Below are 22,579 nucleotides of genomic sequence, written 5' to 3' on the forward strand. Positions count from 1 at the left end.
GCACTGGTTTTCATTATTTTCACCCCCCCCCAGTGCCCCATATTTTTTGTGGGGGGGTGCCCGGGGCAAATCTCGCCGCGCTTCCGCGGGGGGGGGGGGGCCGGAGAACCGGCCCGCCGCCCGTCTCGCACAGCGGACGTCTACCAGGCGATGGCCTGCTCCCACATGCGGACGTAGGCCTCCGCCCCGGCCATGAGCTGCTGGCGCAGCAGGGCGCTGTCGCCGCCGGCGCGTTGGATGAGGTCGGTGGTCCAGTCGGCGAACAGGCCGTACTGCGCGGCGCCGTCCTTGTTGATGTCGAAGGTGCGGGATCCGAAGACCTGCTTGGCGACCGTGGTGCCGTTCGGTGCGGTGAACGGGTAGATCAGCGGGGCGGACGACGCGTCGGGGCGCGCGTTGGCCTGGTCGCCGAGGCCGTTGACGTCGGTGCCGTAGCCGTAGCCGACGATGGCGTTGCCGTGCGGGGCGGCACGGTTGGCGCGCCATTCGCTGAGGAACTCCGGCACCGAGTTCGCGTAGGTGGCCACGAACCCGCCCAGCGCGAGCATCCGGTCGATCATCGCCGGGTCGGACCAGCTGTGCACCGACGTGACGCCCGGGTAGCGGGCGGCGGCGGCCATGTCCAGCACGGCCTGAGCGGTCTTCACGCTCATGTGGTCGACGTGGATGATCATGCCGCGGTCCATCATCTTCTGGATGAGGTACCGGCCGAGGGTGGTCAGCCCGCGGGTGTTGCAGATCTTGCCGCTCGGGTACACCGGCAGCACCGCGCCGGCGGGCAGGCCCACGATCCCGAAGCTCAGCAGCTTGACGAGGTCGTCCTGGACGAGCGGCTGCTCGTTGTCCGACGGGCCGGTGCAGCTGGTGGCGGTCCACCAGTGCCCGGTGGACAGCAGGTTGCCGAGGTTGACGAACGCCCCGCTGACGCCCGCGTCGAAGCGGGTGCCGCCGAACGCGTTGTCGAACTTGTGGATCGGGTACAGGCCGGAGACGCCGAGCGACTGCAGCTCGTTGAGGCCCGCGTCGATCTGGGCGGTGGTGCACTGCGGGACGTCGTTGATCTCGCGGCAGCCGAAGATCTCCGAGTTCTCGACGCCGATCGTCACGGCGAGTTTGCCCTGCGCGGCGATGCTGCGCACCTGCGCCGGTGTGGTGGCGATGCGGAACCAGCCCTTGCCGGCGCCGCCGTTCTGCGCGTCGATGTAGTCCTGCATCGAGTACAGGTACCGGGACTGCTGCCGGATCTGGTCCATCTCGTCGCAGGACGTGTCGCGGTACGGGAACAGCTCGCAGATCGACCGGTTCGCCACCAGCAGCGCGTTGAGCACCCGTTGGCCGGCCCGCCAGGACCGTTCGATGCCCCGGTAGTACGACTGCTCGTGCAGCAGCGAGTTGTGCTGCGGCCAGTCGCCGAACGTCGGCCAGCCGTCCTCGGGGGAGTTCACGGCGTCGGTGCCGCCGACGACGGCCTCGAAGAGCGCGCCGACGTTCAGGCTGCGGTGCGTGTCGCAGCCGGCGAGCGCCACCTGCACACCGCCCGGGGCCCATGCCTCGCCGCAGTGCATCTGGCCGCCGAACGCCGCGGCGGCGGTGATGTGGGCGTGCGCGTCGATCGTGCCGACGAGCTTGCCGCTGCCGTCGACGCCGGGTGCGGCGGTGCCGGTGACGGCCGGGTCGATGTCGGGCGGGGTGGCGCACCCCGTGGCGGACGCCAGTGCGACGGTGTACGAGGAGCCGGCCGCGCCGAGGCTCCACAGGAACGAGCCCATGACCTGGCCGGTGGCCGTGGCGGTGAACCGGTACCGGTCGCCGACCTTGGCCACGGTGTAGTCGGCCCGGTCGCCGTACGAGTCGCCGGCCATGATGTACCCGACGACGCTCTGGTACGCGGGCTTGCCGTCGGAGCCGATGACCTCGTAGCGGCCGAGCTGGGTGGCCTCGAGCCGGAACGCCGTGGCGCCGGAGGCCGAGGACGTGAAGCCGTACCCCGCCCCGCTGCGCACCACGTAGCCGGTGGGGGTGGAGCCGTTGTAGACGCGCAGCGAGGCGCAGGTGCCGTCCAGTGCGTCGGCGTTCGCGGTGATCGGCGCGGCCGAGGCCGCGGGTGCGGCGGCGACCGTGGCAGCGGCGATCGAGACGAGCAGGGTTGCGATGAAAGCGGTCGGGTGGCGCAGTGGCAGGGACATGATGGCGGTGCCCCCTTCAAGCGTGCCGGAGCACGCGCTCCGACGGCCGGTGTGAAGTCAGACCAGCGTGTGATAGACGCGGGTGACTGTCAACAGGAAGCGAGAATCTTTCGGTTTTTATATCCGGGCGGTGGCGTGGGCGGACAGGTCGGCGCGGACGCGGTCCAGGGTCGCGGTCATCGCCTGCGGCATGGAGCGGTCGCGGCCGCTGAGACGCTCGAACAGCAGGACGCCGCGGCCGGCGCTCAGAGTCATCGTCTGCACGAGACGGGTCCCGCCGCCGGGGGTGGGGGAGAGCCGGAACCGCCAGGTCGTGCTGTCGGCGAACGTGCCGCGCCACAGGGTGCGGAACGCGAACTCCACGCCCGGCTCGGCGGTGAGCACGACGCACTCGCGGGTCCAGCGGAACATGCCGCTGCGGCTGGAGCCGCGGAAGCGGGCGCCCGGCACGGCGGTGGTCGCGGCGTCGTCCCACTCGCAGCGGTAACACTCGGGGCTCCAGCGTCCCATCCGCGTGACGTCGGCGATCGCGGCGTAGACCTCCTCGGGCCGGACCGGGATCACGACCTCGGCGCGGGCGGTCAGTGCGACGTCCGGCGCGGCGGGCGCCAGGTCCGCATACGCGTCCTGCAGGCGTCGCCGGTGCCGGCCGCGGGTGAGCCGCAGGATCAGCCGGAGCGGCGCGCTGCGCAGGGCCTGCGCGGCGAGGGTGGCGTCGGCGCTCATCACCCAGGGCACGGCGAAGCCCATCCGGATCGGCAGCGCCTTGCGCATGGCCCGCTCCATCGCCGCGTGCCGCTGCCGGCTGATGTGCGAGGCGACGATCGGGACGACGACCGCCTCCTCCTCCGCGAGATGCGGCACCATCAGGTCGCGCAGGCGGACCGCCGCGTCCGCGAGGTCGGCGGCCGCGTCGACGCCGCCGGCGAGCCTGTCCAGCGAGGACCGGATGAGGTCCATCAGCGGATCGAGTTCGCCGTGGTCGTCGCTGAGCGCGTCCAGCGACGCGGAGGGCCCGACCGCCTCGCGCAGCATCGGCCACAGGAACGCGTCCTCGCCGACGTGGTGGTGGTGGATCATGTCGAACGCGTCGGCGACGTGGTCGCGCAGCGCGGTGAGCTGGCGCGGGCCCGGCTGGCGGTGACCGGCGGCGAGACCCGTGGCGAAGGTGGCGAGCCGGTCGAGCTCGACCCGGATCGCGGCGTGCATCAACAGGTATCCGGACTGGTCTGTCATCGTGATCGCTCCTCGGTTATATTCGATGCAGTCACACTGTATTCGAGACAGCTAGCATGGGGTCAATATCGTGGATGCGACACAGAGCCGGGCCTACCGGTCGCCGCGGCGGCAGGCGCAGGCCGAGGCGACCAGGGCGGCGATCGTCCAGGCCGCCGGGCGGCTCTTCGCCGGGCGCGGTTACGCGGGCACCACCATGCAGGCGATCGCCGACGAGGCCGGCGTCGCCGTCGAGTCGGTCTACAAGGCCGGCTCCAAGGCGCAGCTGCTGCGCCGCGCCCACGACGAGGCGGTCGCCGGCGACGACCGGCCGATCGCGCTGCACGAGCGGGACGAGGTCCGCGCCGCCCTCGCCGTCGACGACCAGCGCGACCTGATCCGCACGTTCTCCCGCGCCGTCGCCGACCGGGCCAGGACGCTGACGCCGATCAGCCGCGCGTTCGTGCAGGCGGCCGGCACCGACCCGGCGGTCAACGCCTCATGGGAGGAGCTGGAGTCGCACCGGCTCACCGACCTGGGCAGGCTCGTCGGGTCCGTCGCCGCGCTCGGGCCGCTGCGCGAGGGCCTGACCGTCGAGCGCGGCGCCACCCTGCTGTGGACGACGCTCAACCATCAGGCGGGCTGGCTCGTCGCGCACCACCTCGGCTGGGACGACGACCAGGTCGCCGACTGGATGACCGAGACCATCACCTGCCTGCTGCTGCCGACCACGTGACGAGCCGCGTGACAGGCCGGCCGCGTGGCAGACCGGGTGGCGGCACCGTCACCGGCTCGCCGCTTCGGGTTCCGTGACGAGCAGCGCGTCGAACTCGTCCGCCGGGACCGCCTTCGAGAAGTGGAAACCCTGACCGATGGGGCAGCCGAGGCGGTGCAGCTCCTCGGCCTGCTCGGCGTGCTCGATGCCCTCGGCGACCACGTCCATGCCGAGCGCCGCCGCCACGTCGAGGATCGCCCGCGCCAGGGCGGACTGCTCGGCGCCCTGCGTGACCCCGTCCACGAACGGCTTCGGGATCTTCAGCACGTCGATCGGGAAGTCGTGCAGACGGGACAGCGACGAGTAGCCGGTGCCGAAGTCGTCGACGGCGAGCTGCACGCCGAGCGCCTTGAGCTCGTTGAGGCGGTGCTGGGCGACCTCCGCGTCCTCCCGCAGCAGCGACTCCGTGATCTCCAGGGTCAGCAGGTGCGGCGGCAGCCCCGACCGGGCAAGGGTCTGCTGCACGTACAGCACGACCGCCGGATCCTGGACCTGCCGCGGCGACAGGTTCACGCTGATCTTCAGGCCCGGCCACCGCGCCGCCTGCCGGCACGCGACGTCCAGCACGGCGTAGCCGAGCGGCAGGATCAGCCCGCTCTCCTCGGCGAGGGGGATGAACCGGTCCGGTGGGATGAACCCCTGCTCCGGGTGCGGCCACCGGACGAGTGCCTCGGCGCCGACGATCGTGCCGCCCGACAGGTCGACGAACGGCTGGTAGTACACCTGCAGCTCATGCCGCTCGACGGCGCCGCGCAGCTCCTCGGTGAGGTCGAGCTTGTCCAGCAGCCCCGCGTGCATGCTCGGGGCGAAGTAGGCGAACCGGTTGCGCCCCTGCCGCTTCGCCATGTGCATCGCCACGTCGGCGTTGCGCAGCAGCTCGTCGGCGTCCGGGAGCCGGTCGGGGTCGGGCAGGGCGATGCCGACGCTCGCCTGCGGCTGGATCTCCCGCCCGCCGATCGCGAGGGGCTGGCTGAGCGTGGCGAGGACCCGCTCGGCGACCCGGGCGGCCTCGGCGGCGTCGTCGAGGTGCTCCAGCAGCATCGCGAACTCGTCGCCGCCGAGCCGGGCGGCGGTGTCCGCGGACCGCAGGCAGGTGCGCAGACGGTCGGCGACGGCGCGCAGCAACGCGTCACCCGCGGCGCGACCCAGGGAGTCGTTGACCGTCTTGAAGTCGTCGAGGTCCACGACGAGGACGGCGAGATGCCGGTACGGGCCACCGCGCCGCTCCAGGGCATGGTGCACCCGGTCGGCGAGCAGCGCGCGGTTGGCGAGACCGGTCAGCTCGTCGTGGAACGCCCGGTGGGTGAGCTGGTCCTCCAGGGCCTTGCGTTCGGTGACGTCGCGGGTGGTGAGCAGGTAGCCGCTGATGTCGGCGTCGTCGACGACGCGGCCCATGGTCTCGGCGACGATGTACTGCCCGTCGGCGCGCCGCAGCCGGCATTCCAGCGGCCCGACCCGGCCCGTCTGCTCGGCGCTGCCCAGCAGGACCGTGACCCGCTGCCGGTCGTCGGGGTGGATGAGGTCGGTGAGCAGCGTGCCGAGCAGGGCGTCCGGGTGGTGGCCGAGCAGCGAGCGCACCGACGGCGTCACGTACTGGATGGTGGCGTCCCGCCCGCAGATCGACAGCACATCGGTGAGCTGCTCCGTCAGCCGCTGAAATCGGCCCTCCGCGCGCTGCCGCTGCACCTCCCGCAACGCCGTCATCAGGTCCGCCATCCGGACCAGGATCAGGACGAACAGGACGCACGACGCGGCGAGGAACACCGCGAGCTCCGCCACGGCCGCCGACTCGACCGTGATCACGGCCGGGATGAGCAGCGCGGCGACCGCGAGCAGCACCGCGAAGCGGCCGCTGGTCAGCCGCGCCGGGCCGGCCCGCACGGGCTCGTCGAGCCGGCGCATGTCCGGGTGCAGGGCGGCGCAGCCGATCCCGAGGTAGAACGCGACGTAGCCGACGTCGAGCCAGCTCCCCGCGTGGAACTGCCCGCGCACCGACTGCCAGGCGAAGACCGCGTCGGTCGCCAGCAGCGCGAGCACGCTCGCCAGCAGCAGCCGGAACGGCACCCCGCGGGCCGCGCCGCCGCTGCCGAGCCGGACCAGGACGGCGAGCACCAGCACGTCCCCGAGCGGATACCCCACCTGCGTGACCCGCTCCGCCACCGTGCCGCCGGTGCCGTCCAGGTACGGGTTGATCAGAAACACCCAGGTCAGCAGCGACACGCCGACGGTGATGATCGCCGCGTCGAGCAGCGCCGCCCGGTCCCCGCCGGGGCTGCGCCGCCGGACCAGGATCGCCAGGGCGACCGCGAGCAGCGGATACATCGCCAGGTAGAACACGTCGGCGGCCGACGGGGCGACCGCTTGCTGGTCGTGCACCAGCTGCGGCCAGTAGTAGAGCGTGTCGCCGATGGTGTACGACACAAGGCCGGCCACGACCAGCACCCACGGCAGCGGCCTCGCCGGGCGGTGCCGCAGCACGCCGACCGCGACCGCGACCACCGCCGCCGACGCGACCGTCGTCCACAGGATCGACCGCAGCGGAGAGTCGGGCGTCAGGTAGTACACGACGCTGAGCGCCACAGTGACGCAGACATACGCCCGGAACAGCACGGACACCCCCTCTTCCACCCTGAAGATCGGCCGGTCCGGGGCCGGGTTTACGAAGTCGCACCAACGCGGCAACCCAGAACCCCGCGCACTCCGTCACACAGGGGTGAACACGTCCGACGAAGCTGAGTTCCGTGAGTACGCGGGACCACGGATGGCCATCTGGCGCCGGACCGCGTTCCTGCTGTGCCGTGACTGGCACCTCGCCGACGACCTCGTCGCGACGGTGCTGGACAAGCTGTACCGGCAATGGCACCGCCGGGACTCGATCAACAGCCTCGACGCGTACGTGGGCGGCATGCTCGCCCGCGCGGTCGTCGACGAGCACCGCCGCCCGTGGCGCCGGGAACTGCTCGACGAGGACCTTCCGGAGCCCGATCAGCCCCGCCTCGACGTCGACGCGACGGTGGAGCGGATGACCCTGGACACCTACCTGGCGCAGCTCGGCCCGCGGCGCCGCGCGGTGCTCGTGCTGCGCTTCTACTGCGACCTGTCGGTGGAGGAGACCGCCGAAATCCTCGGCGTCTCCATCGGCACCGTGAAGAGCCAGACCGCCCGCGGCCTGGACACCCTGCGCGTTCTCGCCGCGCCCACCTCGACCGTCAGGCAGGCATGATGAGCCACCAGCAGCTGTTCGAACCCGTCCTCACCGGCGAACCCCCGGCCCGCGACACCCTGGACACCCTCGTGCGCCGTTCGCGCCGGCGGATGCGGTACCGCCGGCTGACCACGGCAGGCACCGGACTGGTCGTGGCCGGCACGCTCGGCACGCTGCTGCTGCCCTCCGGCCCGCCGACGATGATCGGGGCCCCGCCGAGCCCCGCCCCCTCGGTGCCTGGCCGGCCGTCGGGCGCACTGCTGGGCGTGGAGCCGGCGGAGCCGCTGGAGTCGGCCGTCGCGCGGCTGCGTGACGTGGTCCATGCGGTGGTCCCCGCCGCCGCACCGGGCGCCCAGGTCACCGGTCGGCCCACCGTCGAGCGGAAGGTCGTGCCGATTGCCGTGGGCTCCCTCGACGTGACCTATGGCTACGTGATCACCGCAGACGTCACCGCGCACGGCGTGACCGGGACCCTGCGGGTGACGATGGTGCGGCAGCAGGCCAACATCGTGTACGGGGGCTGCCTCACCGCTTCGCCGGACGTGACGGCATCGTCGGTGCGCTACGAGTGCGTCATCGCCCCCGACGTCGCCCCGACCTACACGATCGAGACGCACGTCGCCGAGCAGCCGGGCATGATCCGCTACGAGGCGGACGCGGACCGCGCCGACGGCAGCACGGTCGAGGTGTCGATCAGCAACGAGCCGGCGCTGACCGGCAACCCGCCGCTGACCGGTGAGCAGGCCGCGGAGATCGCCCGCGACCCGCGCCTCACGCTCTACCCCTGAGCGGGCCGGCCGTCAGCGCCGGGCCTGGGCGATGACGCCGCGGACGTAGTCGGGCTGGGCGACGTCGTGCAGGACGAGCGGGCGTGGAGCGCGGTTGCGGCGGGTGTTGACGAGGGCGAGGTCCTGCACCGCGTCGATGAAGCCGGGGAAATCGCCGAACGCGATGCTGCCCGTGCCGCCGTGCTTGTCGGCGCGGACGACCGGCGGCTGCAGGGTGCTCAGGTAGACCTCCCGCCGCCGGGCGAACGGGCGGCGGACCTGTTCGACGATCCGCCGGTCGGTCAGCGTGTACGTGGTGGACCGGCGGCGGACCGTGCGCAGGATCAGCCGGCCGACGGTGAAGTAGCACGCGTAGCCGACGAAGAAGGCCAGGAAGAGGTAGACCACCGGGGGCATGCCGTCGAGCATGTTCGAGAACGCGAGGCCGACGGCGACCGTCCACAGGATGGACATCGGCACCAGGATCAGGTCCTCGCGCTCGAACAGCGGGTGGCGTTGCGGCTCGCCCGTCCACAGGACGCGCTCGCCCGTATCGAGTTGCAGCTCGCCGCTCATGGCGGCATTGTCCACCGAAAACTCAGACCGCGGTGTCCCCGGTGGCGACGGGACGGGAGGGGTCGGCGATCCACTCGCTCCAGGAACCCGCGTACAGCCGCGGCGTGAACCCGGCGAGTTCGAGGGCGAGGACCTCGTGGGCGGCGGTCACGCCGGAGCCGCAGTAGGCCGCGACCGGCCGGTCCTCGGTGACGCCGAGCGCGACGAACCGCTCCCGCAGTCGCGCCGGCGGCAGGAACAGGCCGTCTGCGTCGCTGTTGTCGAAGGTCGGGGCCGACACCGCGCCCGGGATGTGGCCGGCGACCTTGTCCAGGGGCTCGACCTCGCCGCGGAAGCGGGGGCCGAGCCGGGCGTCGAGCAGGACGCCGTCCTTGAGGAAGTCCGGCACCTCGTCGACGGTGAGCAGGTCGTCGCGGGCGTTGCCGGCGGTGAAGTCGCCGGGCGGCACCGGCACAGGGTCGCCCGACGAAGTGGGCCGGCCGGCCCGGATCCACGCGGCGATGCCGCCGTCCAGGACGCGCACGTCGGTGTGGCCCCAGTGCCGCAGCATCCACCACAGCCGGGCCGCGACGGAGGCGTCCCGGTCGTCGTAGACCACGACCGGGGTGCCGGCGTTCACGCCGAGGCGGCGCATCGCGGCCTCGAAGGCGGCCACGGCCGGCAGCGGGTGCCGGCCGCCGGCGCCGGGCGGTGCGGCGAGGTCGACGTCGAGGTCGACGAACCGCGCGCCGGGCAGGTGCGCGGTCCGGTACCTGTCGATCGCCAGGGGCGGCTGCGGGGTCCATCGCGCGTCGAGCAGTGTGACGCCGTCCTCGACGTCCGCGACCTGAACGAGTGGACCCATCCGTGCACCTCCAGCGCTCGTGCTTCCGCAGCAGATCCTATGCGCAGGCGGCGCCGGAACCCGTGTCGTCGGCCGCCGTCCACTTCCGGCCGGCCCGGAAGGCGGTGCCGTCGAGGGGCGCTGTCGGTTGGTTGACGCAGCCCGATATGTTCGGGGGCATCATCGAGGCGGGGAGATGGTGCATTGGCAACCGCGTGGCGTCGACTCATCCGCCGGGCCGCCACGAGCCCGGGCCGGCTCACCACACTGACGGCGCTCGTCGTCGTCCTCGGTCTCGCGTTCGGCCTCGCCGGGGTCCTCACCATGCGGGCCGGCGTCGGCCTGGTCCGTGACGTGACCGACCGCAGCGGCCCGCTCAGCCTCCAGGCGCAGGACATCTACCGGTCCCTGTCCGACGCCGACGCGACCGCGGCCAGCGCGTTCCTCGCCAACGGCGTCGAGCCGGCCGAACTGCGCAAGCGGTATCTGGACGACATCGCCAGGGCGTCGTCGGCGCTGACGGTCGCGCTGCACAGCGCGGAAGGGCGCAGCGCGGCGGCCCTGGGCGTCCTCGTCCGGCAGATCCCGGTCTACACGGGTCTGGTCGAGTCGGCCCGCACGTACAACCGGCAGGGCGTCCCGCTCGGCGGCGCGTACCTGCGGGAGGCGTCGGCGCTGATGCGGCAGACGATCCTGCCCGCGGCGCAGGAGCTGTTCCGCGCCGAGGCCGCCAGCCTGTCCGACGCGCAGCGGGCCGTCGCCCGGTGGCCGTGGACGGTGACGCTGCTCGGCCTGGCATTGCTGGTCGTGCTGCTGCTGACCCAGCGGTACCTCGCCCGCCTGACGAACCGGAGACTCAACCGGGGCATGGTCCTGGCGACCCTGGCCGCGATCGTCGCGTCGGGCTGGCTGGCGGTCGCCTCGGCCGGCGCGGCCGGGCACATCAGCGCCGGCCGCGAGGACGGCTCGGACCATGTCGGGCTGCTCGCCGAGGCGCGCATCACCGCGCTGCAGGCCCGCGCCGACGAGGGGCTGACGCTGATCGCCCGCGGCGACGGCAAGGCGTTCGAGGAGGACTTCACGGTCATGATGCAGCGGCTCGCCGGCCCGGGCGGTCTGCTGCAGCGCGCACATGAGCAGGCGCCGGACGAAGCGGCGCGGGCCGCGGCGGAGCGCGCGCAGCGACACGCCGCCGACTGGGTCCGCATCCACCGGCAGGTCCGCGGCCTCGACGACGGCAGCCAGCACGCTGAGGCGGTCACCCTGGCCACGTCCGGCGACGGCAGCGCCGCGGCGGCGGCCGGCCGGCTCGACGCGGCTCTCGCCGAAGGGATCGCCGGCAGCGGGCACCGCTTCGACCGGGAGGCGGCCGGCGCCGGTGCCGCGCTCGAGGGCGCCGACGTCGCCGTCGCGTTGCTCGCCCTCGCCGTCGCGGCGGCCGCCGCGTTCGGCCTGAACCAGCGGATCGCGGAGTACCGATGAAGAAGCTCGTCGTGACGGCCGCCGCGCTGCTCGTCCTGGCCGGCTGCGGGCGGGAGCCAGCGACCCCGCAGGTCGACGCCTCGGCCGCCGCCGGCACCGTGCCCAGGCCGCTCAACGTGCAGGACCCGGCCGTGGCGCCGAGCCCGCCGGCCACGCCGCCGCCGGTGTGCGACCCGCGGGCCAGCCTCCGCCCGCCCGCGGCGCTGCCCGCACCGGGGCGGATGCCGGCCGGCACCGCCATGGCGAAGATCGCCGAACGGGGGCGGTTGATCGTCGGCATCGACCAGAACGCGTATCTCACCAGCTACCGCGACCCGGTCACCGGCCAGGTCGTCGGCTTCGAGATCGACCTCGCCCGGGAGATCGCGCGGGCGCTGCTGGGCAACCCCGATGCCATCCAGTGGCGGGCGATCACCACCGCCGACCGGATCCCGGTCCTGCAGCGGCGCGAGGTCGACATGGTCATCCGCACGATGACCGCCACCTGCGAGCGGATGCAGCAGGTCGCGTTCTCCACCGAATACCTGACGTCCGGCCAGCGGCTGCTGGTCAACCGCGGCTCGGGCATCAAGGACTTCGCCGACCTCGCCGGCCGCAAGGTGTGCGCGACCCGGGGCAGCACCAGCATCGTCACGATCATGAAGCAGGCGTCGAAGCCGATCGCGGTCGCCACCGACAGCACCCTCGACTGCCTGGTGATGCTGCAACAGGGCCAGGTCGACGCGGTGTCCACGGTGGACGTGCTGCTGCTCGGCCTCGCCGCGCAGGACCCCGGCACCGAGGTCGTCGGCGCCCGGATCAGCGACGAGCCGTCCGGTGTCGCGATGCCGCTCGAGACGCCGGACCTGGTCCGGTTCGTCAACGGCGTCCTGGACCGCATCCGGGCCAACGGCACCTGGACCGCCATCTACAGCCGCTGGTTCGCCGGATACGGCCCGGTGCCGGCGCCGCCGCCCGCGAAGTACGTGGACTGAACCCGTGGGCAGCGGCACTGATCGCGCGGTCGCCGAGCTGGCGGCCGCGCACGACCGGCTCGCGACCGCGCTGTACACCGTGGACACCCACCCGGCGCACGCGCTGCTGCGCGGCGTCGAGCTGCGCGGCGCCACCGCACAGGCGTGGTCCGGCGTCGACGTCGCGGGGCTGTGGTCCGGGTTCGTCGCCGTCCGCGACGTCCTGGAGCGGCTGCGCGCCCTGGGCGGCCGGTCCCGCGACGCGGACGCCGCACGCATCCTGGCCGCGCCCGTCGCCGTCGACCCGCTCGATCTGCCCGAGGGACTGCCGGACCTGCCGCCCGCCGCGTTCCTCGCCGACCTCGACCGGCGCTGCGCCGGCGTCACCGCGGTCCTCGACCGGATCGAGGCGGCCAGGACGGCGCTCACCGACCGGATCATCGAGCTGGACACCGCCTTCGAGGCGGCCGTCGCCGCGCACCACAGGGTCGGCGCCGACCACACCGTGACGACCGGACCCCTCCAGCGACGGCTGCGGCAGGTGTACGGCGACGCGCTCGCCGACCCGCTGACGGTCGACGAGGCGGCCTGGACGGCGCTGCGGTCGGAGCTCACCCTGGTGGTCCGTCGCCTGGCGGACCTCGCCGCCCTGCGCACCGCGCTGCCCGCCCGCCTCGCCCGCCTCGACGCGTTGCTGTCCGGCCTCGCCGCGGCGGAGGAGCGGGCCCACCGGGCGTACGCCGCGGCCCTGGCGAAGGTCGCCGATCCCGGCCTGGCCGACCCGCCCGACGTCCACGACCGGTGGAAGATCGTGGTGGCGGATGCGGTCCGCGCCACCGACGCGCTGGACCTCGACGCGTGGCCCGTCCTCGACCGGCGCCTCACCGAGGTGGACCGGGACCTGACCGCCGCCGTCACCGCCGCCGAGGACCGGGTCACCGCGGCCACCGGCCTGCTCGACCGGCGCGAGGAGCTGCGTGGCCGGCTCGAGGCGTACCGGGCGAAGGCCGTGCGGCTCGACCGTGTCGAGGAGGCCGCCCTCGTCGAGCGGTACCGGGCCGCCCGGGACCTGCTGTGGACCGCGCCGTGCGACCTGCGGGCGGCGACCAGAGCCGTCTTCGCCTACCAGCAGGCGCTGTCCGGCGCCGAAGGGAGTTCGACATGAACTGCACCCGTGCCGGCTGCCCTGGCTCGTACGACGAGGACGGGTACTGCGACGAGTGCGGCCACAAGCAAGCCCTTTCCGCCCCGGTCACCGAGGCGTCCACCCCGTCGGCGCCCAGTGCCTCGTCGGGGCGGACGACCGGTCGCGGGCGGGGCGCGCCGGTGCTGGCGGCGCTGCCGGTCGTGCCGCGCCGGGACCCGGCCGGCGCGGTGCTGACCGACCCGCAGGTGCCCGAGCACCGCCGGTTCTGCGGCAACTGTGAGCAGCCCGTCGGCCGGGCTCGCGACGACCGGCCCGGCCTCGTCGAGGGGTTCTGCACGAACTGCCGCACGCAGTACGGCTTCCGGCCCTCGCTGCCGCAGGGCGCCCTGGTCGCCGGGCGGTACGAGGTGCTCGGCGCCATCGCGTACGGCGGCCTCGGCTGGATCTACCTCGCCCGCGACCGGCACGTCGGCGACGAGGTCAGCGACCGCTGGGTCGTCCTCAAGGGACTCATCGACTCCGGCGACGCCGACGCGACCGCGGCCGCGATCACCGAGCGCCGGTTCCTCGTCGAGGTCGACCACCCGTCGATCGTGAAGATCTACGACTTCGTGTCGCACCCCGACCCGCGCAGCGGCGACCGGGTCGGCTACATCGTCATGGAGTACGTCGGCGGCCTGTCCCTGCGCGACATCTACCTCGCCCGGCCGGTCTCCGGTGGGGTCCGCCAGCCGCTGCCGCTGCCGCAGGTCATCGCCTACGCCCTCGAAGTCCTGCCGGCGCTGGGCCACCTGCACGAGCGGGAGCTGCTGTACTGCGACTTCAAGCCGGACAACGCGCTGCACACCGACCAGCGGGTCAAGCTCGTGGACCTGGGCGCGGTGCGCCGGGCCGACGACGACGTCAGCGCCGTGTGGGGGACCGTCGGCTACCAGGCGCCGGAGGTCGCCACCGCCGGGCCGTCGGTCGCCTCGGACCTGTACACGGTGGCCCGGTCGATGGCGGTGCTCAGCTTCGACTTCCGGGGCTTCACCACCACGTTCGCCGACCACCTTCCCGACCCGTCGGCGGTGCCGCTGCTGGCGCGCGAGGAGTCCTACCACCGGCTGCTGCTGCGCGCCACCGACCCGGACCCGGGCCGCCGCTTCGCGTCCGCGGCGGAGATGGCCGAGCAGCTCACCGGCGTGCTGCGGCAGATCCTCAGCGCCGCCGACGGGCAGCCCAGGCCGGGCGTGTCGACCCAGTTCACCGGCGAACGCAGGGCATTCGGCACCACGGCCGGCGTCATCACCGCCGCCGCGGTCCCTGCTCCTGACGGGGCTGCCGCCGCTCTGGAACGCGGTTCCGGCGCGCTCGACGGGGGTGAGGTGGTCGCGGCGCTGCCGGTGCCGACCGTGGACCCCTTCGACCCGGGGGCGGCGCTGCTGGCCACGATGCAGACCGCCGACCCGCAGATGCTGTCGGCGGCGCTCTCGTCCGCCGGCGCCGGCGGGGTCGAGGTCGCCCTCGCCGTCGTCCGCGCCCGCATCGCCGCGGGCGACCTCGCCGGCGCGCTCGCCGACCTGGACGCCGTCACCGACTCGGACTGGCGGGTCGACTGGTACCGGGGCATGGCCGCCCTCGCCGCGGGCCGTGCCGCCGCCGCGAGGACCGCGTTCGACGCCGTCTACGGTGCGCTGCCCGGCGAGCTCGCCCCGCAGCTCGCGCTCGCCGCGGCGGCGGAGGCCGACGGCGACGGCGACACCGCCCTGCGGTTGTACGCGGCGGTCTGGCGCACCGACCGGTCCTTCGTCAGCGCCGCCTTCGGCGTTGCCCGGATCCTCGCCGACCGCGACGACCTGCCCGGCGCCGTCGCGATCCTCGACGCGGTCCCCGACAGCTCCAGCCACAGCGTCCCGGCGCAGGTCGCCGCCGTCCGGGCGCGGCTCGCGGTCCCGGCGGCCCGGCTCGCGGAGGCCGACCTGCTCGACGTGTCCGGCCGCGTCGAACGCCTCGGCCTCGACGCCGAACGCCGCGCCCGCCTCACGGTGGAGGCGCTGCGCACCGCGCTGACCTGGGTCCAGGCCGGCAACGCCGGCACCGCGACCGTGCTGACGCACCGGCTGTCGGAGCGGGACCTGCGGCTCGGCCTGGAGCACGCGTTCCGGGTCCTGGCGAAGGTCGCCCCCGACCGGGACACCCGCATCGACCTCGTCGACCAGGCCAACCGCATCCGCCCGAGGACGTGGCTGTGACCGCCGCCTGCCCGTCGTGCGCGGCGCCCACCGCCCCCACCGACCGCTTCTGCGAATCCTGCGGCAACCCGCTGTCCGGTCCGGACATCCCGGCCGCCGGGGGAGTGTGGCGGTCGTCGCGGGCGGCCGGCGGCGGGCCGTGCGCCGGGTGCGGCGGGGTGGTCGGTGACGACGCCTACTGCGAGGACTGCGGGCTGCGGCGCGGTGCGGGGCTCGACCGCGCCGAGGACGATCTGCCCGGGGTCGCCGCCGTCACCGACAAGGGGCTGCGCAAGGGACGCAACGAGGACGCGTACGCGATCGGGGTCGCCGGTGGGCGACGGGCCGTGGTCGTCTGCGACGGCGTGTCCAGCGCGCCGGACTCCGACCTCGCCGCGACGACCGCCGTCGACGAGGCGATCGCGGTGCTGCTCGGCGGCGGGGACATCCCGGCGGCGTACCGGGCCGCGTCGGACGCCGTGGCGGAGCTCGCCGGGCCGGGCGACCGGTTCGACGCGCCCGCCTGCACGTTCCTCGCGGCGGTCGTCGAGGACGGGGAGGCCACCGTCGGGTGGGTCGGGGACAGCCGGGCGTACTGGCTGGACGGCGCCGGTGCCCGCTGCCTCACCGTCGACGACTCGCTCGCCGGGCAGCTCGCCGCGGCGGGGATCGACGCCGGGGCGCTGCGGCTGTCCGCGCAGGCGGCGGCGCTCACCCGCTGGCTCGGCGCCGACGCGCCCGCCGGGGACCCGCACCTGGTCACCCTGCGACCCGGGACGGCAGGCATCCTGCTGCTCGTGAGTGACGGACTCACCCGGTACGCGACCTGGAGCGAGGAACTGCTGCTCGTGACTGACGGGCTCACCCCGTACACCACCTGGAGCGACGGCATCGAGGGCGCGGCCGGCGCACCGGAGCTGGCGCGACGGCTGACGGACTTCGCCCGCGACGCCGGTGGGGCGGACAACATCACCGTCACCGCCGTCCCGTTCGAACCATCGAGAGGAGAGCCGCGGCCATGACCGACGAGTCCAGTGGTGTCGTAGCGGAGGTCTTCCAGAACGAGTACGTGCCCGTGGGGGCCACGGTCGCGGACGCGGTCGTCACCGTGACGGCCGGTGGCGGCGGCACGTCGCGGCCGGCGCACGGCGCACCCGCGGCCGAGGTCATCATGATCGACTGCTCGGGGTCGATGAGCGGGGAGCGGCTGGTCCAGGCGCGCAAGGCCGCCGCGGTCGCCGTCGACACGCTGCGCGACGGGGTCTCCTTCGCGGTCGTCGCCGGCACCGACTGGGCCCAGATGGTGTACCCGGACCGGCAGACCCTCGCCGTCGCCGACCACGCGACCCGCGCCGCGGCGAAGGACGCCATCCGGCACCTGAAGGCCGGCGGCGGCACGAAGATCGGCGCCTGGCTCACCCTGGCGCGGGAGCTGTTCCTCGCCGACCGGGCCGAGATCCGGCACGCGATCCTGCTCACCGACGGCCGCAACGGCGAGTCCACCGGCACGTTCGAGCGGGCCCTCGAGCAGTGCAAGGGGCTGTTCGTGTGCGACAGCCGCGGCGTCGGCCAGAACTGGAGCGCCGCCGAACTCATCAAGATCGCCGACGCGCTGCTCGGCACCGCTGACGGGATGAAGGACCCGGCGGGGCTCGAGGCCGACTTCCGGTCGATGATCGAGGCGGCGATGGGCAAGACCGTCGCCGGGGTCACGTTGCGCGTCTGGACCCCGGCGGGCGCCACGATCCGCTTCGTCAAGCAGGTACACCCGGAGATCCTCGACCTGACCGGGCGGCGCACCGACGTCAGCGCCCGCGTCGGCGACTACCCGATCGGCGCGTGGGGCGCGGAGAGCCGCGACTACCACCTGTCCGTCGAGCTGGGCTCCGACACGATCGGCGACATCGGCGAGGAGAAGCTCGCCGCCCGGGTCAGCGTCGTGCGCGGCGACGACGTCCTCGCCAAGGGCCTCGTCCGCGTCGTGTGGACCGACGAGGAGGCGAAGTCGACCCGGCTCAACAAGCGGGTCGCGCACTACACCGGCGCCGCGGAGCTCGCCTCCGCGATCCAGGAGGGGCTCGCCGCGCGGGAGGCCGGCGACACGGTCACCGCGACCGCCCGGCTCGGCCGCGCCGTGCAGCTCGCGACCGAGGCCGGCCGGTCCGACACCGTGCAGCTGCTCGGCCGGGTCGTCGAGGTGCAGGACGCCCGGACCGGGACGGTGCAGCTGAAGCGCCGGTCCGAGAACAAGGACGTCGACATCGACGCGGAGATCGCCGCGCTCGGGTCCCGCAAGACGACGCGCGTACGCCCGAACTGAAGGAGACCACCGTGGCCGTCTGCCCGAAGGGACACGAGTCGGAGACGACCGACTACTGCGACGAGTGCGGCGCCGCCATGTCCCCGCCGCCGGCCGCCCCCGCACCCGCGGTCACGGCACCGCGTCCGACGGCGGTGTGCCCTGAGTGCGGGACGCCGCTGACCGGCCGTTTCTGCGAGGTCGACGGCTTCGACACCCTTGCGGTGCCGGCTTCAGCTCCGGCGCGGGAACCGGTGGCGGTCGTCGCCAAGCCTGACGGCTGGCACGTGGTGGTCTCCGCCGACCGGGCCCACTTCGACCGGGTCGAGGCGGAGAACGGCCCCGACCCCACGATCACCTACCCGCGCTTCTGCCCCGACCGCCGCTTCCCCCTGACCGGCGAGCAGGTGCTGATCGGCCGGCGCAGCCGGTCCCGCGGCAGCTACCCCGACATCGACCTCGCCGGCCCACCCGAGGACGTCGCCGTCTCCCACCTGCACGCCCTGCTCGTCGCCCAGCCGGACGGTGGGTGGGCCGTCGTCGACCTGCGCTCGGCCAACGCCACGTACGTCAACGGCGCGACCGACCCGATCCAGCCGGAGCTGCCCGTGCCCCTCGCCGACGGCGACCACGTCCACGTCGGCTCGTTCACGAGGATCACGCTGTACGCCACGCCGCTGTAGCCGCCGGCTCAGCGGTAGCCGACGCCGGTCAGTTCCTCGGCTGCCGCCCAGAGCCGCTTGCCGACGGCCGGATCGGCGGCCTCCCTGCTGAGCCGGGCCTCGGTGACCCGGCCCCGCGTCTCCCAGAGCCCGGACGGGCCGAAGAACTGGCCGCCCCGCACACCGGGCCCGGTCGCGGCGCGCAACTGCGGCAGCGCGCCCTGCTCCACCGATTGGGTGGCCAGCAGGCCGGCCCACGCGATCAGCCGCCCGGCCCGGCCACGGCGCTCCCAGGCCCGCGGCGTCAGGTTGGTGCGGGTGAGCCCGGGATGGGCCAGCACGCTGACGATCGGCGATCCCGCGGCCCGCAGTCGACGGTCGAGCTCGATGCCGAAGACGGTGGTGGCGAGCTTGGACCGGCCGTAGGCGGGAGCCGCCCGGTAGTCACGCTCGAACATCAGGTCGTCGAAGTCGAGGTGCGCGTTCTTGTGGGTGATCGAGCTGAGACTGACCACGCGGGCGTCCGCCGCCGCCGCCAGGTTGCCCAGCAGCAGGCCGGTCAGCGCGAAGTGCCCCAGCATGTTGGTGCCGAGCTGCAGCTCGAAGCCGTCGGCCGAGGTGCGGCGCGGGCCGAGCAGGACCACGCCGGCGTTGTTGACCAGGAGGTCGATCACCGGGTGGTCGGCGGCCAGCTTCGCGGCGAACGCGCGGACCGAGTCGAGGGAGGCCAGGTCCAGCGCGCGCACCTCGGCGTCGCCCCCGATCCGGCGGGCGGCCTCCTCGCCGGCGGCGGTGTTGCGGACGGCGAGCACGACGTGGGCGCCGTGACGGGCCAGCTCGGTCACGGTGGCCCGGCCGAGGCCCGAGTTCGCGCCGGTCACGACGGCGATCCGGCCGCGCTGGTCGGGGATCCGGTCGGCGGTCCATCCGGTCATCTGCTGCTCCTGTCATCCGCTGCTCCTGGAAGGAAGCGTCGGTACGGTAGGTCGCCGACGTTACGAGCGACGGGAGCGGGTTCGGTCGTTCCCGGTTGCCTAGGTCCGCGGGACCTACCTTGGGTCACCGGCGCGGCGGCACACTTGCGGTATGGCCCATCCGTTCGCCCGTGAGCTCGGCGACTTCCTGCGCGCCCGGCGCGGCAGGCTGCGCCCCCACGACGTCGGCCTCGAGCCCGGCGGCCGGCGCAAGGTCACCGGTCTGCGGCGCGAGGAACTGGCCCTGCTCGCCGGGCTGAGCACCGACTACTACCAGCGGATGGAGCAGGGCCGGGAGGTACGCCCGTCCGACGACGTCCTGGACGCGCTCGCCGGCGCGCTCGGCCTCGATGCCGAGGAGCGCCGGCACCTGTTCACCCTGGCCCACGCCGCCCGCCGGCCGATGCCCGCCCGGGCGGACCACGAGCCGGAACGGGTGCCGCACAGCACCCGGCGGCTGCTGCGGGTGCTGGACACCCCGGCGGTCGTCCTCGGCCGGCACCTCGACCTGCTCGCCTGGAACCCGATGGCGGAGGCGCTGCTCGGCGACCCGACCGGCTACCCGCCCGACCGGCTCAACATGCTCCTGCTGATGTTCGACGCCACACTGACCGGCGACCGGACCTGCCCCGACTGGGAGCGGCAGGCCCTGGACTACATCGGCATGCTGCGCGCCGCCGTTGCCACCGACCCCACCCACCCGCGTGCCACCGCGATCGTCGGTGAGCTGAGCATCCGCAGCCCCGAGTTCCGGCGGTTGTGGGCGCGGCACGACGTGCGGGAGTCGGTCACCGGCACCAAGACCTTCCGGGTCCCTGAGGTCGGCGACATCGTCCTGGACTGGGACACCTATCCGCTGCCCGGCAACCCCGGCCCGGTCATGCTGGTCTTCACCGCCGAGCCGGGCAGCACCGACGCGGACCGGCCGCAGCTGCTGGCGTCGTTGCACGCGACCCGGACCGCCGGGCGCCGTACCGTGTGAACGGTGACCGACGAAGGCACTCGCGCGCAGCTGGAGCGGTTGCGTTCAGCGGTCGCCGACGAGCTGACCGGGCTCGAGGCGGACCTGCGTGCCGTGTTCGAGGCCAGCCAGGACTCCAACGCCGACGACGAACACGACCCCGAGGGCAGCACGATCGCCTACGAGCGCGCACAGCTCACCGCCGTCCTCGCCGCGACCCGCCGCCGGCTGGCCGACCTCGACGAGGCCCTGACCCGTCTGGACACGGGCGCCTACGGCATCTGCGAACGCTGTGGCCGGTCGATCCCCACCGACCGCCTCGCGATCCGCCCGTTCGCCCGCACCTGCGTCACCTGCACCTGACCGTCTGCCAGGCCCCGTTCCGATCGCCACGAAGCTTCGATCTGGCGGAGCTGGTGCCATGCGCGGGGCGCGCCCCGCGTCGGGGCGTCCATGTCGATCTCGTCGGCGGGCCGGCCGAACTCGAAGGTCCACACCGGCATTGCGGCAGACGGACCGGCACGACGAGGCGACGCGGGTACACGTTCCCGGCCACGTACACCGCAGCCTCCTGCTGGAGGGCAGGCGCCCGATCATGCTCTGGGGTCCAGAGTTCGGTGCCCGCCCGGCGGTTGGCGATCATGATTGGAATATGTCGCTTTTGGATATCTGGCCGATTCTGGGAATCGGGGTTCGCGCGCCCGCCGTGGAGTTGTTTGTACCCGGCCAGGACGCATTGGAGGCGCTCGCACGGTTGGCCGCCGATGGCATCTACGACCCACAGAACCAGTACCTTCCCCGCACTCCCGTCGGCGGATGGGAGGACGTCGCGTCTCCCGAGGCTGAACGCCGATTCCTTCGCTACTACTGGGCCGCGTTCGCCGACTGGCGGCCAGAGAGATGGAACCTGTTGCTCGCCGCCCGAGTTGAAAGCAACATTGTCGGGGTACAGGAGATCGGAGCTCAGCACTTTGCTGTGACGAGGACGGTCTCCACCGGCTCGTGGGTGGGCCGACGATTCCAGGGCGCTGGTTACGCCAAGGCCATGCGGGAAGCGGTCCTGTACCTGGCCTTCGACGGGCTGGGCGCTGAACGCGCCGATACTGCGGCCTGGATCACGAACCACGCTTCCCTGGCTGTCTCGCGGGCGATGGGTTATCAGGACAACGGCACGACAACCAGGGCCGCGGAGGGGAAACGCGTCGAGCAGGTCAACCTGACGCTGCAGCGCTCCAATTGGCGCCCGCAGGGCGGTTGCACCATCTCCGGCATCACTCCGGACGTATCCGAAATGCTGGGCATACCACGAATGCCGGCGGGATGACCGTCGCGGCCGAACCGGGTGGAGGACCGAGCGCGGCGAGGCGGTTCCTGGGCTGGTCTGCTCCTGGGCCGCCGGGCTGCTCACTGGCGGATGGCCTCCTGCTGCAGTACACCGAGGTAGCCGTGGGCGACGATTCGCTTCGCACGATCGGTGAAGAAGTCGGGGTCGTCCGGCAGGACGGTGGCCAACCCGTCGACGTACCGGTTGAACATGCAGAACGCGGCCGCGATCAGCACCGTGTCGTGGATCTCTACATCGGTGGCACCCTCGGCCCGGGCGGCGTCCACCAGGTCCTCGGTGACCTCCTTGCCGCCACGTTGAACCGCGCCGGCGACGTCGAGCAGCGCACGCATCTTGTTCGACACCGGTGCTCCGCCGACATTGTCACGTACCTGCTCGACCAGGGCCATGCCATCGGGAAGCTGCGCCGCCGCGTACGCCGCGTGAGAGGAGTAGCAGTACTGGCATTCATTGAGGCCGGACACATAGGCGGCGATAAGTTCGCGTTCGCCACGGGTCAACGTACCGGGGCCACAGAGCAGTGCCTCGACCAGCCCGTTGAGCGGCAGCGCCGTCTCTGGCCTGAACCGGAACAGACCGCGAATCCCGGGTTCGTTGGTGTTGAGCGTGATGTGTGGCATACGCACTCCTTCGCTCTCCGGTCGAAACCGGGCTTCGTGAGACGGGCTGCCGTCCAGCCTGAGCCACGTCCGTCGATCTCGTCAACGCCTCATGTGCGTTGGTCATCTGCCACACACCACAGCGGATCAACGTCGGCCCTTCTCGCGCTGCCATCGACTCCGACTGTTCGGCGAAAGTTATTGACGGATATGCCGAACCGGGGACGATGTGCGTGCCGATCCGGGGCCTTTCACTGTCTGCGGCGGTCCTCCCATAATGGTCAACGGGAACCGCGGGTGTGACTGGTCAGGTGCTGGTCGGCGGGTCGGTTTGACTTGGGTCGATTGATGTCTGGATCATGGTCGGGTGTCTGGGACTTCGTCGATCGAGCAGCTG

Annotated in this window: 20 protein-coding genes; 13 read left to right on the forward strand and 7 right to left on the reverse strand. The window is 73.1% G+C overall.

Features of this window, described 5'->3' with window-relative positions:
• Window positions 1-140 precede the first annotated feature (140 nt).
• Together ABZS58_RS48715 and ABZS58_RS48720 are read right to left on the reverse strand one after the other, a co-directional pair.
• A complete protein-coding gene (locus ABZS58_RS48715; protein WP_354791421.1) occupies window positions 141-2,186 on the reverse strand; it encodes a hypothetical protein in 2,046 nt (681 codons plus the stop codon).
• 117 nt (window positions 2,187-2,303) lie between these two features.
• Window positions 2,304-3,422, reverse strand: a complete 1,119-nt coding sequence (locus ABZS58_RS48720; protein ID WP_354791422.1) for an SRPBCC family protein — start codon at window positions 3,420-3,422, stop codon at window positions 2,304-2,306.
• Between the two features lie 70 nt (window positions 3,423-3,492).
• Between ABZS58_RS48720 and ABZS58_RS48725 the strand changes: the two genes are divergently transcribed.
• Window positions 3,493-4,137 (forward strand): helix-turn-helix domain-containing protein, encoded by a 645-nt coding sequence (locus ABZS58_RS48725; protein WP_354791423.1) that lies wholly within the window; start codon window positions 3,493-3,495, stop codon window positions 4,135-4,137.
• A 48-nt stretch (window positions 4,138-4,185) separates the two neighbouring features.
• Here ABZS58_RS48725 and ABZS58_RS48730 read toward each other — a convergent pair whose 3' ends face one another.
• Window positions 4,186-6,792, reverse strand: a complete 2,607-nt coding sequence (locus ABZS58_RS48730; RefSeq protein ID WP_354791425.1) for an EAL domain-containing protein — start codon at window positions 6,790-6,792, stop codon at window positions 4,186-4,188.
• Between the two features lie 145 nt (window positions 6,793-6,937).
• Between ABZS58_RS48730 and ABZS58_RS48735 the strand changes: the two genes are divergently transcribed.
• Window positions 6,938-7,399, forward strand: coding sequence for a sigma-70 family RNA polymerase sigma factor (locus tag ABZS58_RS48735; protein WP_354791427.1), 462 nt, complete (start codon window positions 6,938-6,940; stop codon window positions 7,397-7,399).
• The gene (locus tag ABZS58_RS48740; protein WP_354791429.1) at window positions 7,399-8,169 is read left to right on the forward strand and encodes a hypothetical protein; all 771 of its coding nucleotides are present in this window, start codon (window positions 7,399-7,401) and stop codon (window positions 8,167-8,169) included. The genes ABZS58_RS48735 and ABZS58_RS48740 overlap by 1 nt, the downstream gene beginning before the upstream one ends.
• 12 nt (window positions 8,170-8,181) lie before the next feature.
• On the opposite strand, the gene ABZS58_RS48745 is transcribed toward ABZS58_RS48740, so the two are convergent.
• A complete protein-coding gene (locus tag ABZS58_RS48745) occupies window positions 8,182-8,724 on the reverse strand; it encodes a hypothetical protein (RefSeq protein ID WP_354791431.1) in 543 nt (180 codons plus the stop codon).
• A 22-nt stretch (window positions 8,725-8,746) separates the two neighbouring features.
• On the reverse strand, window positions 8,747-9,568 hold the full coding sequence (locus tag ABZS58_RS48750) for a sulfurtransferase (protein WP_354791432.1): 822 nt from the start codon (window positions 9,566-9,568) through the stop codon (window positions 8,747-8,749).
• A 183-nt stretch (window positions 9,569-9,751) separates the two neighbouring features.
• Here ABZS58_RS48750 and ABZS58_RS48755 point away from each other — a divergent pair, with 183 nt between their 5' ends.
• From ABZS58_RS48755 to ABZS58_RS48785, 7 genes are read left to right on the forward strand one after another with little or no spacing between them, the layout of a single operon-like run.
• Window positions 9,752-11,029 (forward strand): hypothetical protein, encoded by a 1,278-nt coding sequence (locus ABZS58_RS48755; protein WP_354791433.1) that lies wholly within the window; start codon window positions 9,752-9,754, stop codon window positions 11,027-11,029.
• On the forward strand, window positions 11,026-12,003 hold the full coding sequence (locus tag ABZS58_RS48760) for a glutamate ABC transporter substrate-binding protein (protein WP_354791435.1): 978 nt from the start codon (window positions 11,026-11,028) through the stop codon (window positions 12,001-12,003). The genes ABZS58_RS48755 and ABZS58_RS48760 overlap by 4 nt, the downstream gene beginning before the upstream one ends.
• Window positions 12,004-12,007: 4 nt before the next feature.
• A complete protein-coding gene (locus tag ABZS58_RS48765; protein ID WP_354791436.1) occupies window positions 12,008-13,147 on the forward strand; it encodes a hypothetical protein in 1,140 nt (379 codons plus the stop codon).
• Window positions 13,144-15,363, forward strand: a complete 2,220-nt coding sequence (locus ABZS58_RS48770) for a tetratricopeptide repeat protein (RefSeq protein ID WP_354791437.1) — start codon at window positions 13,144-13,146, stop codon at window positions 15,361-15,363. The genes ABZS58_RS48765 and ABZS58_RS48770 overlap by 4 nt, the downstream gene beginning before the upstream one ends.
• Entirely contained in the window at window positions 15,360-16,364 is a 1,005-nt protein-coding gene (locus ABZS58_RS48775) for a protein phosphatase 2C domain-containing protein (RefSeq protein WP_354791438.1), read from the forward strand. The genes ABZS58_RS48770 and ABZS58_RS48775 overlap by 4 nt, the downstream gene beginning before the upstream one ends.
• Window positions 16,361-17,662: a VWA domain-containing protein gene (locus ABZS58_RS48780; RefSeq protein ID WP_354791440.1), complete on the forward strand. Its 1,302-nt coding sequence runs from the start codon at window positions 16,361-16,363 to the stop codon at window positions 17,660-17,662. The genes ABZS58_RS48775 and ABZS58_RS48780 overlap by 4 nt, the downstream gene beginning before the upstream one ends.
• Window positions 17,663-17,673: 11 nt before the next feature.
• Window positions 17,674-18,324: an FHA domain-containing protein gene (locus ABZS58_RS48785; RefSeq protein ID WP_354791442.1), complete on the forward strand. Its 651-nt coding sequence runs from the start codon at window positions 17,674-17,676 to the stop codon at window positions 18,322-18,324.
• An 8-nt stretch (window positions 18,325-18,332) separates the two neighbouring features.
• On the opposite strand, the gene ABZS58_RS48790 is transcribed toward ABZS58_RS48785, so the two are convergent.
• Complete coding sequence (locus ABZS58_RS48790) at window positions 18,333-19,238, reverse strand: oxidoreductase (RefSeq protein ID WP_354791444.1); 906 nt, start codon at window positions 19,236-19,238, stop codon at window positions 18,333-18,335.
• A 151-nt stretch (window positions 19,239-19,389) separates the two neighbouring features.
• Between ABZS58_RS48790 and ABZS58_RS48795 the strand changes: the two genes are divergently transcribed.
• The 3 genes from ABZS58_RS48795 (at window position 19,390) to ABZS58_RS48805 (ending at window position 21,562) form a co-directional block, all read left to right on the forward strand.
• Window positions 19,390-20,259, forward strand: a complete 870-nt coding sequence (locus ABZS58_RS48795) for a helix-turn-helix transcriptional regulator (RefSeq protein WP_354791445.1) — start codon at window positions 19,390-19,392, stop codon at window positions 20,257-20,259.
• A gap of 39 nt (window positions 20,260-20,298) precedes the next feature.
• Entirely contained in the window at window positions 20,299-20,601 is a 303-nt protein-coding gene (locus ABZS58_RS48800) for a TraR/DksA C4-type zinc finger protein (RefSeq protein ID WP_354791450.1), read from the forward strand.
• Between the two features lie 289 nt (window positions 20,602-20,890).
• Complete coding sequence (locus ABZS58_RS48805; protein WP_354791447.1) at window positions 20,891-21,562, forward strand: GNAT family protein; 672 nt, start codon at window positions 20,891-20,893, stop codon at window positions 21,560-21,562.
• Between the two features lie 80 nt (window positions 21,563-21,642).
• On the opposite strand, the gene ABZS58_RS48810 is transcribed toward ABZS58_RS48805, so the two are convergent.
• A complete protein-coding gene (locus ABZS58_RS48810) occupies window positions 21,643-22,203 on the reverse strand; it encodes a peroxidase-related enzyme (protein ID WP_354791448.1) in 561 nt (186 codons plus the stop codon).
• Between the last annotated feature and the right edge of the window lie 376 nt (window positions 22,204-22,579).

The sequence above is a fragment of the Dactylosporangium sp. NPDC005555 genome (assembly GCF_040605635.1).
Classification (GTDB): Bacteria; Actinomycetota; Actinomycetes; order Mycobacteriales; family Micromonosporaceae; genus Dactylosporangium.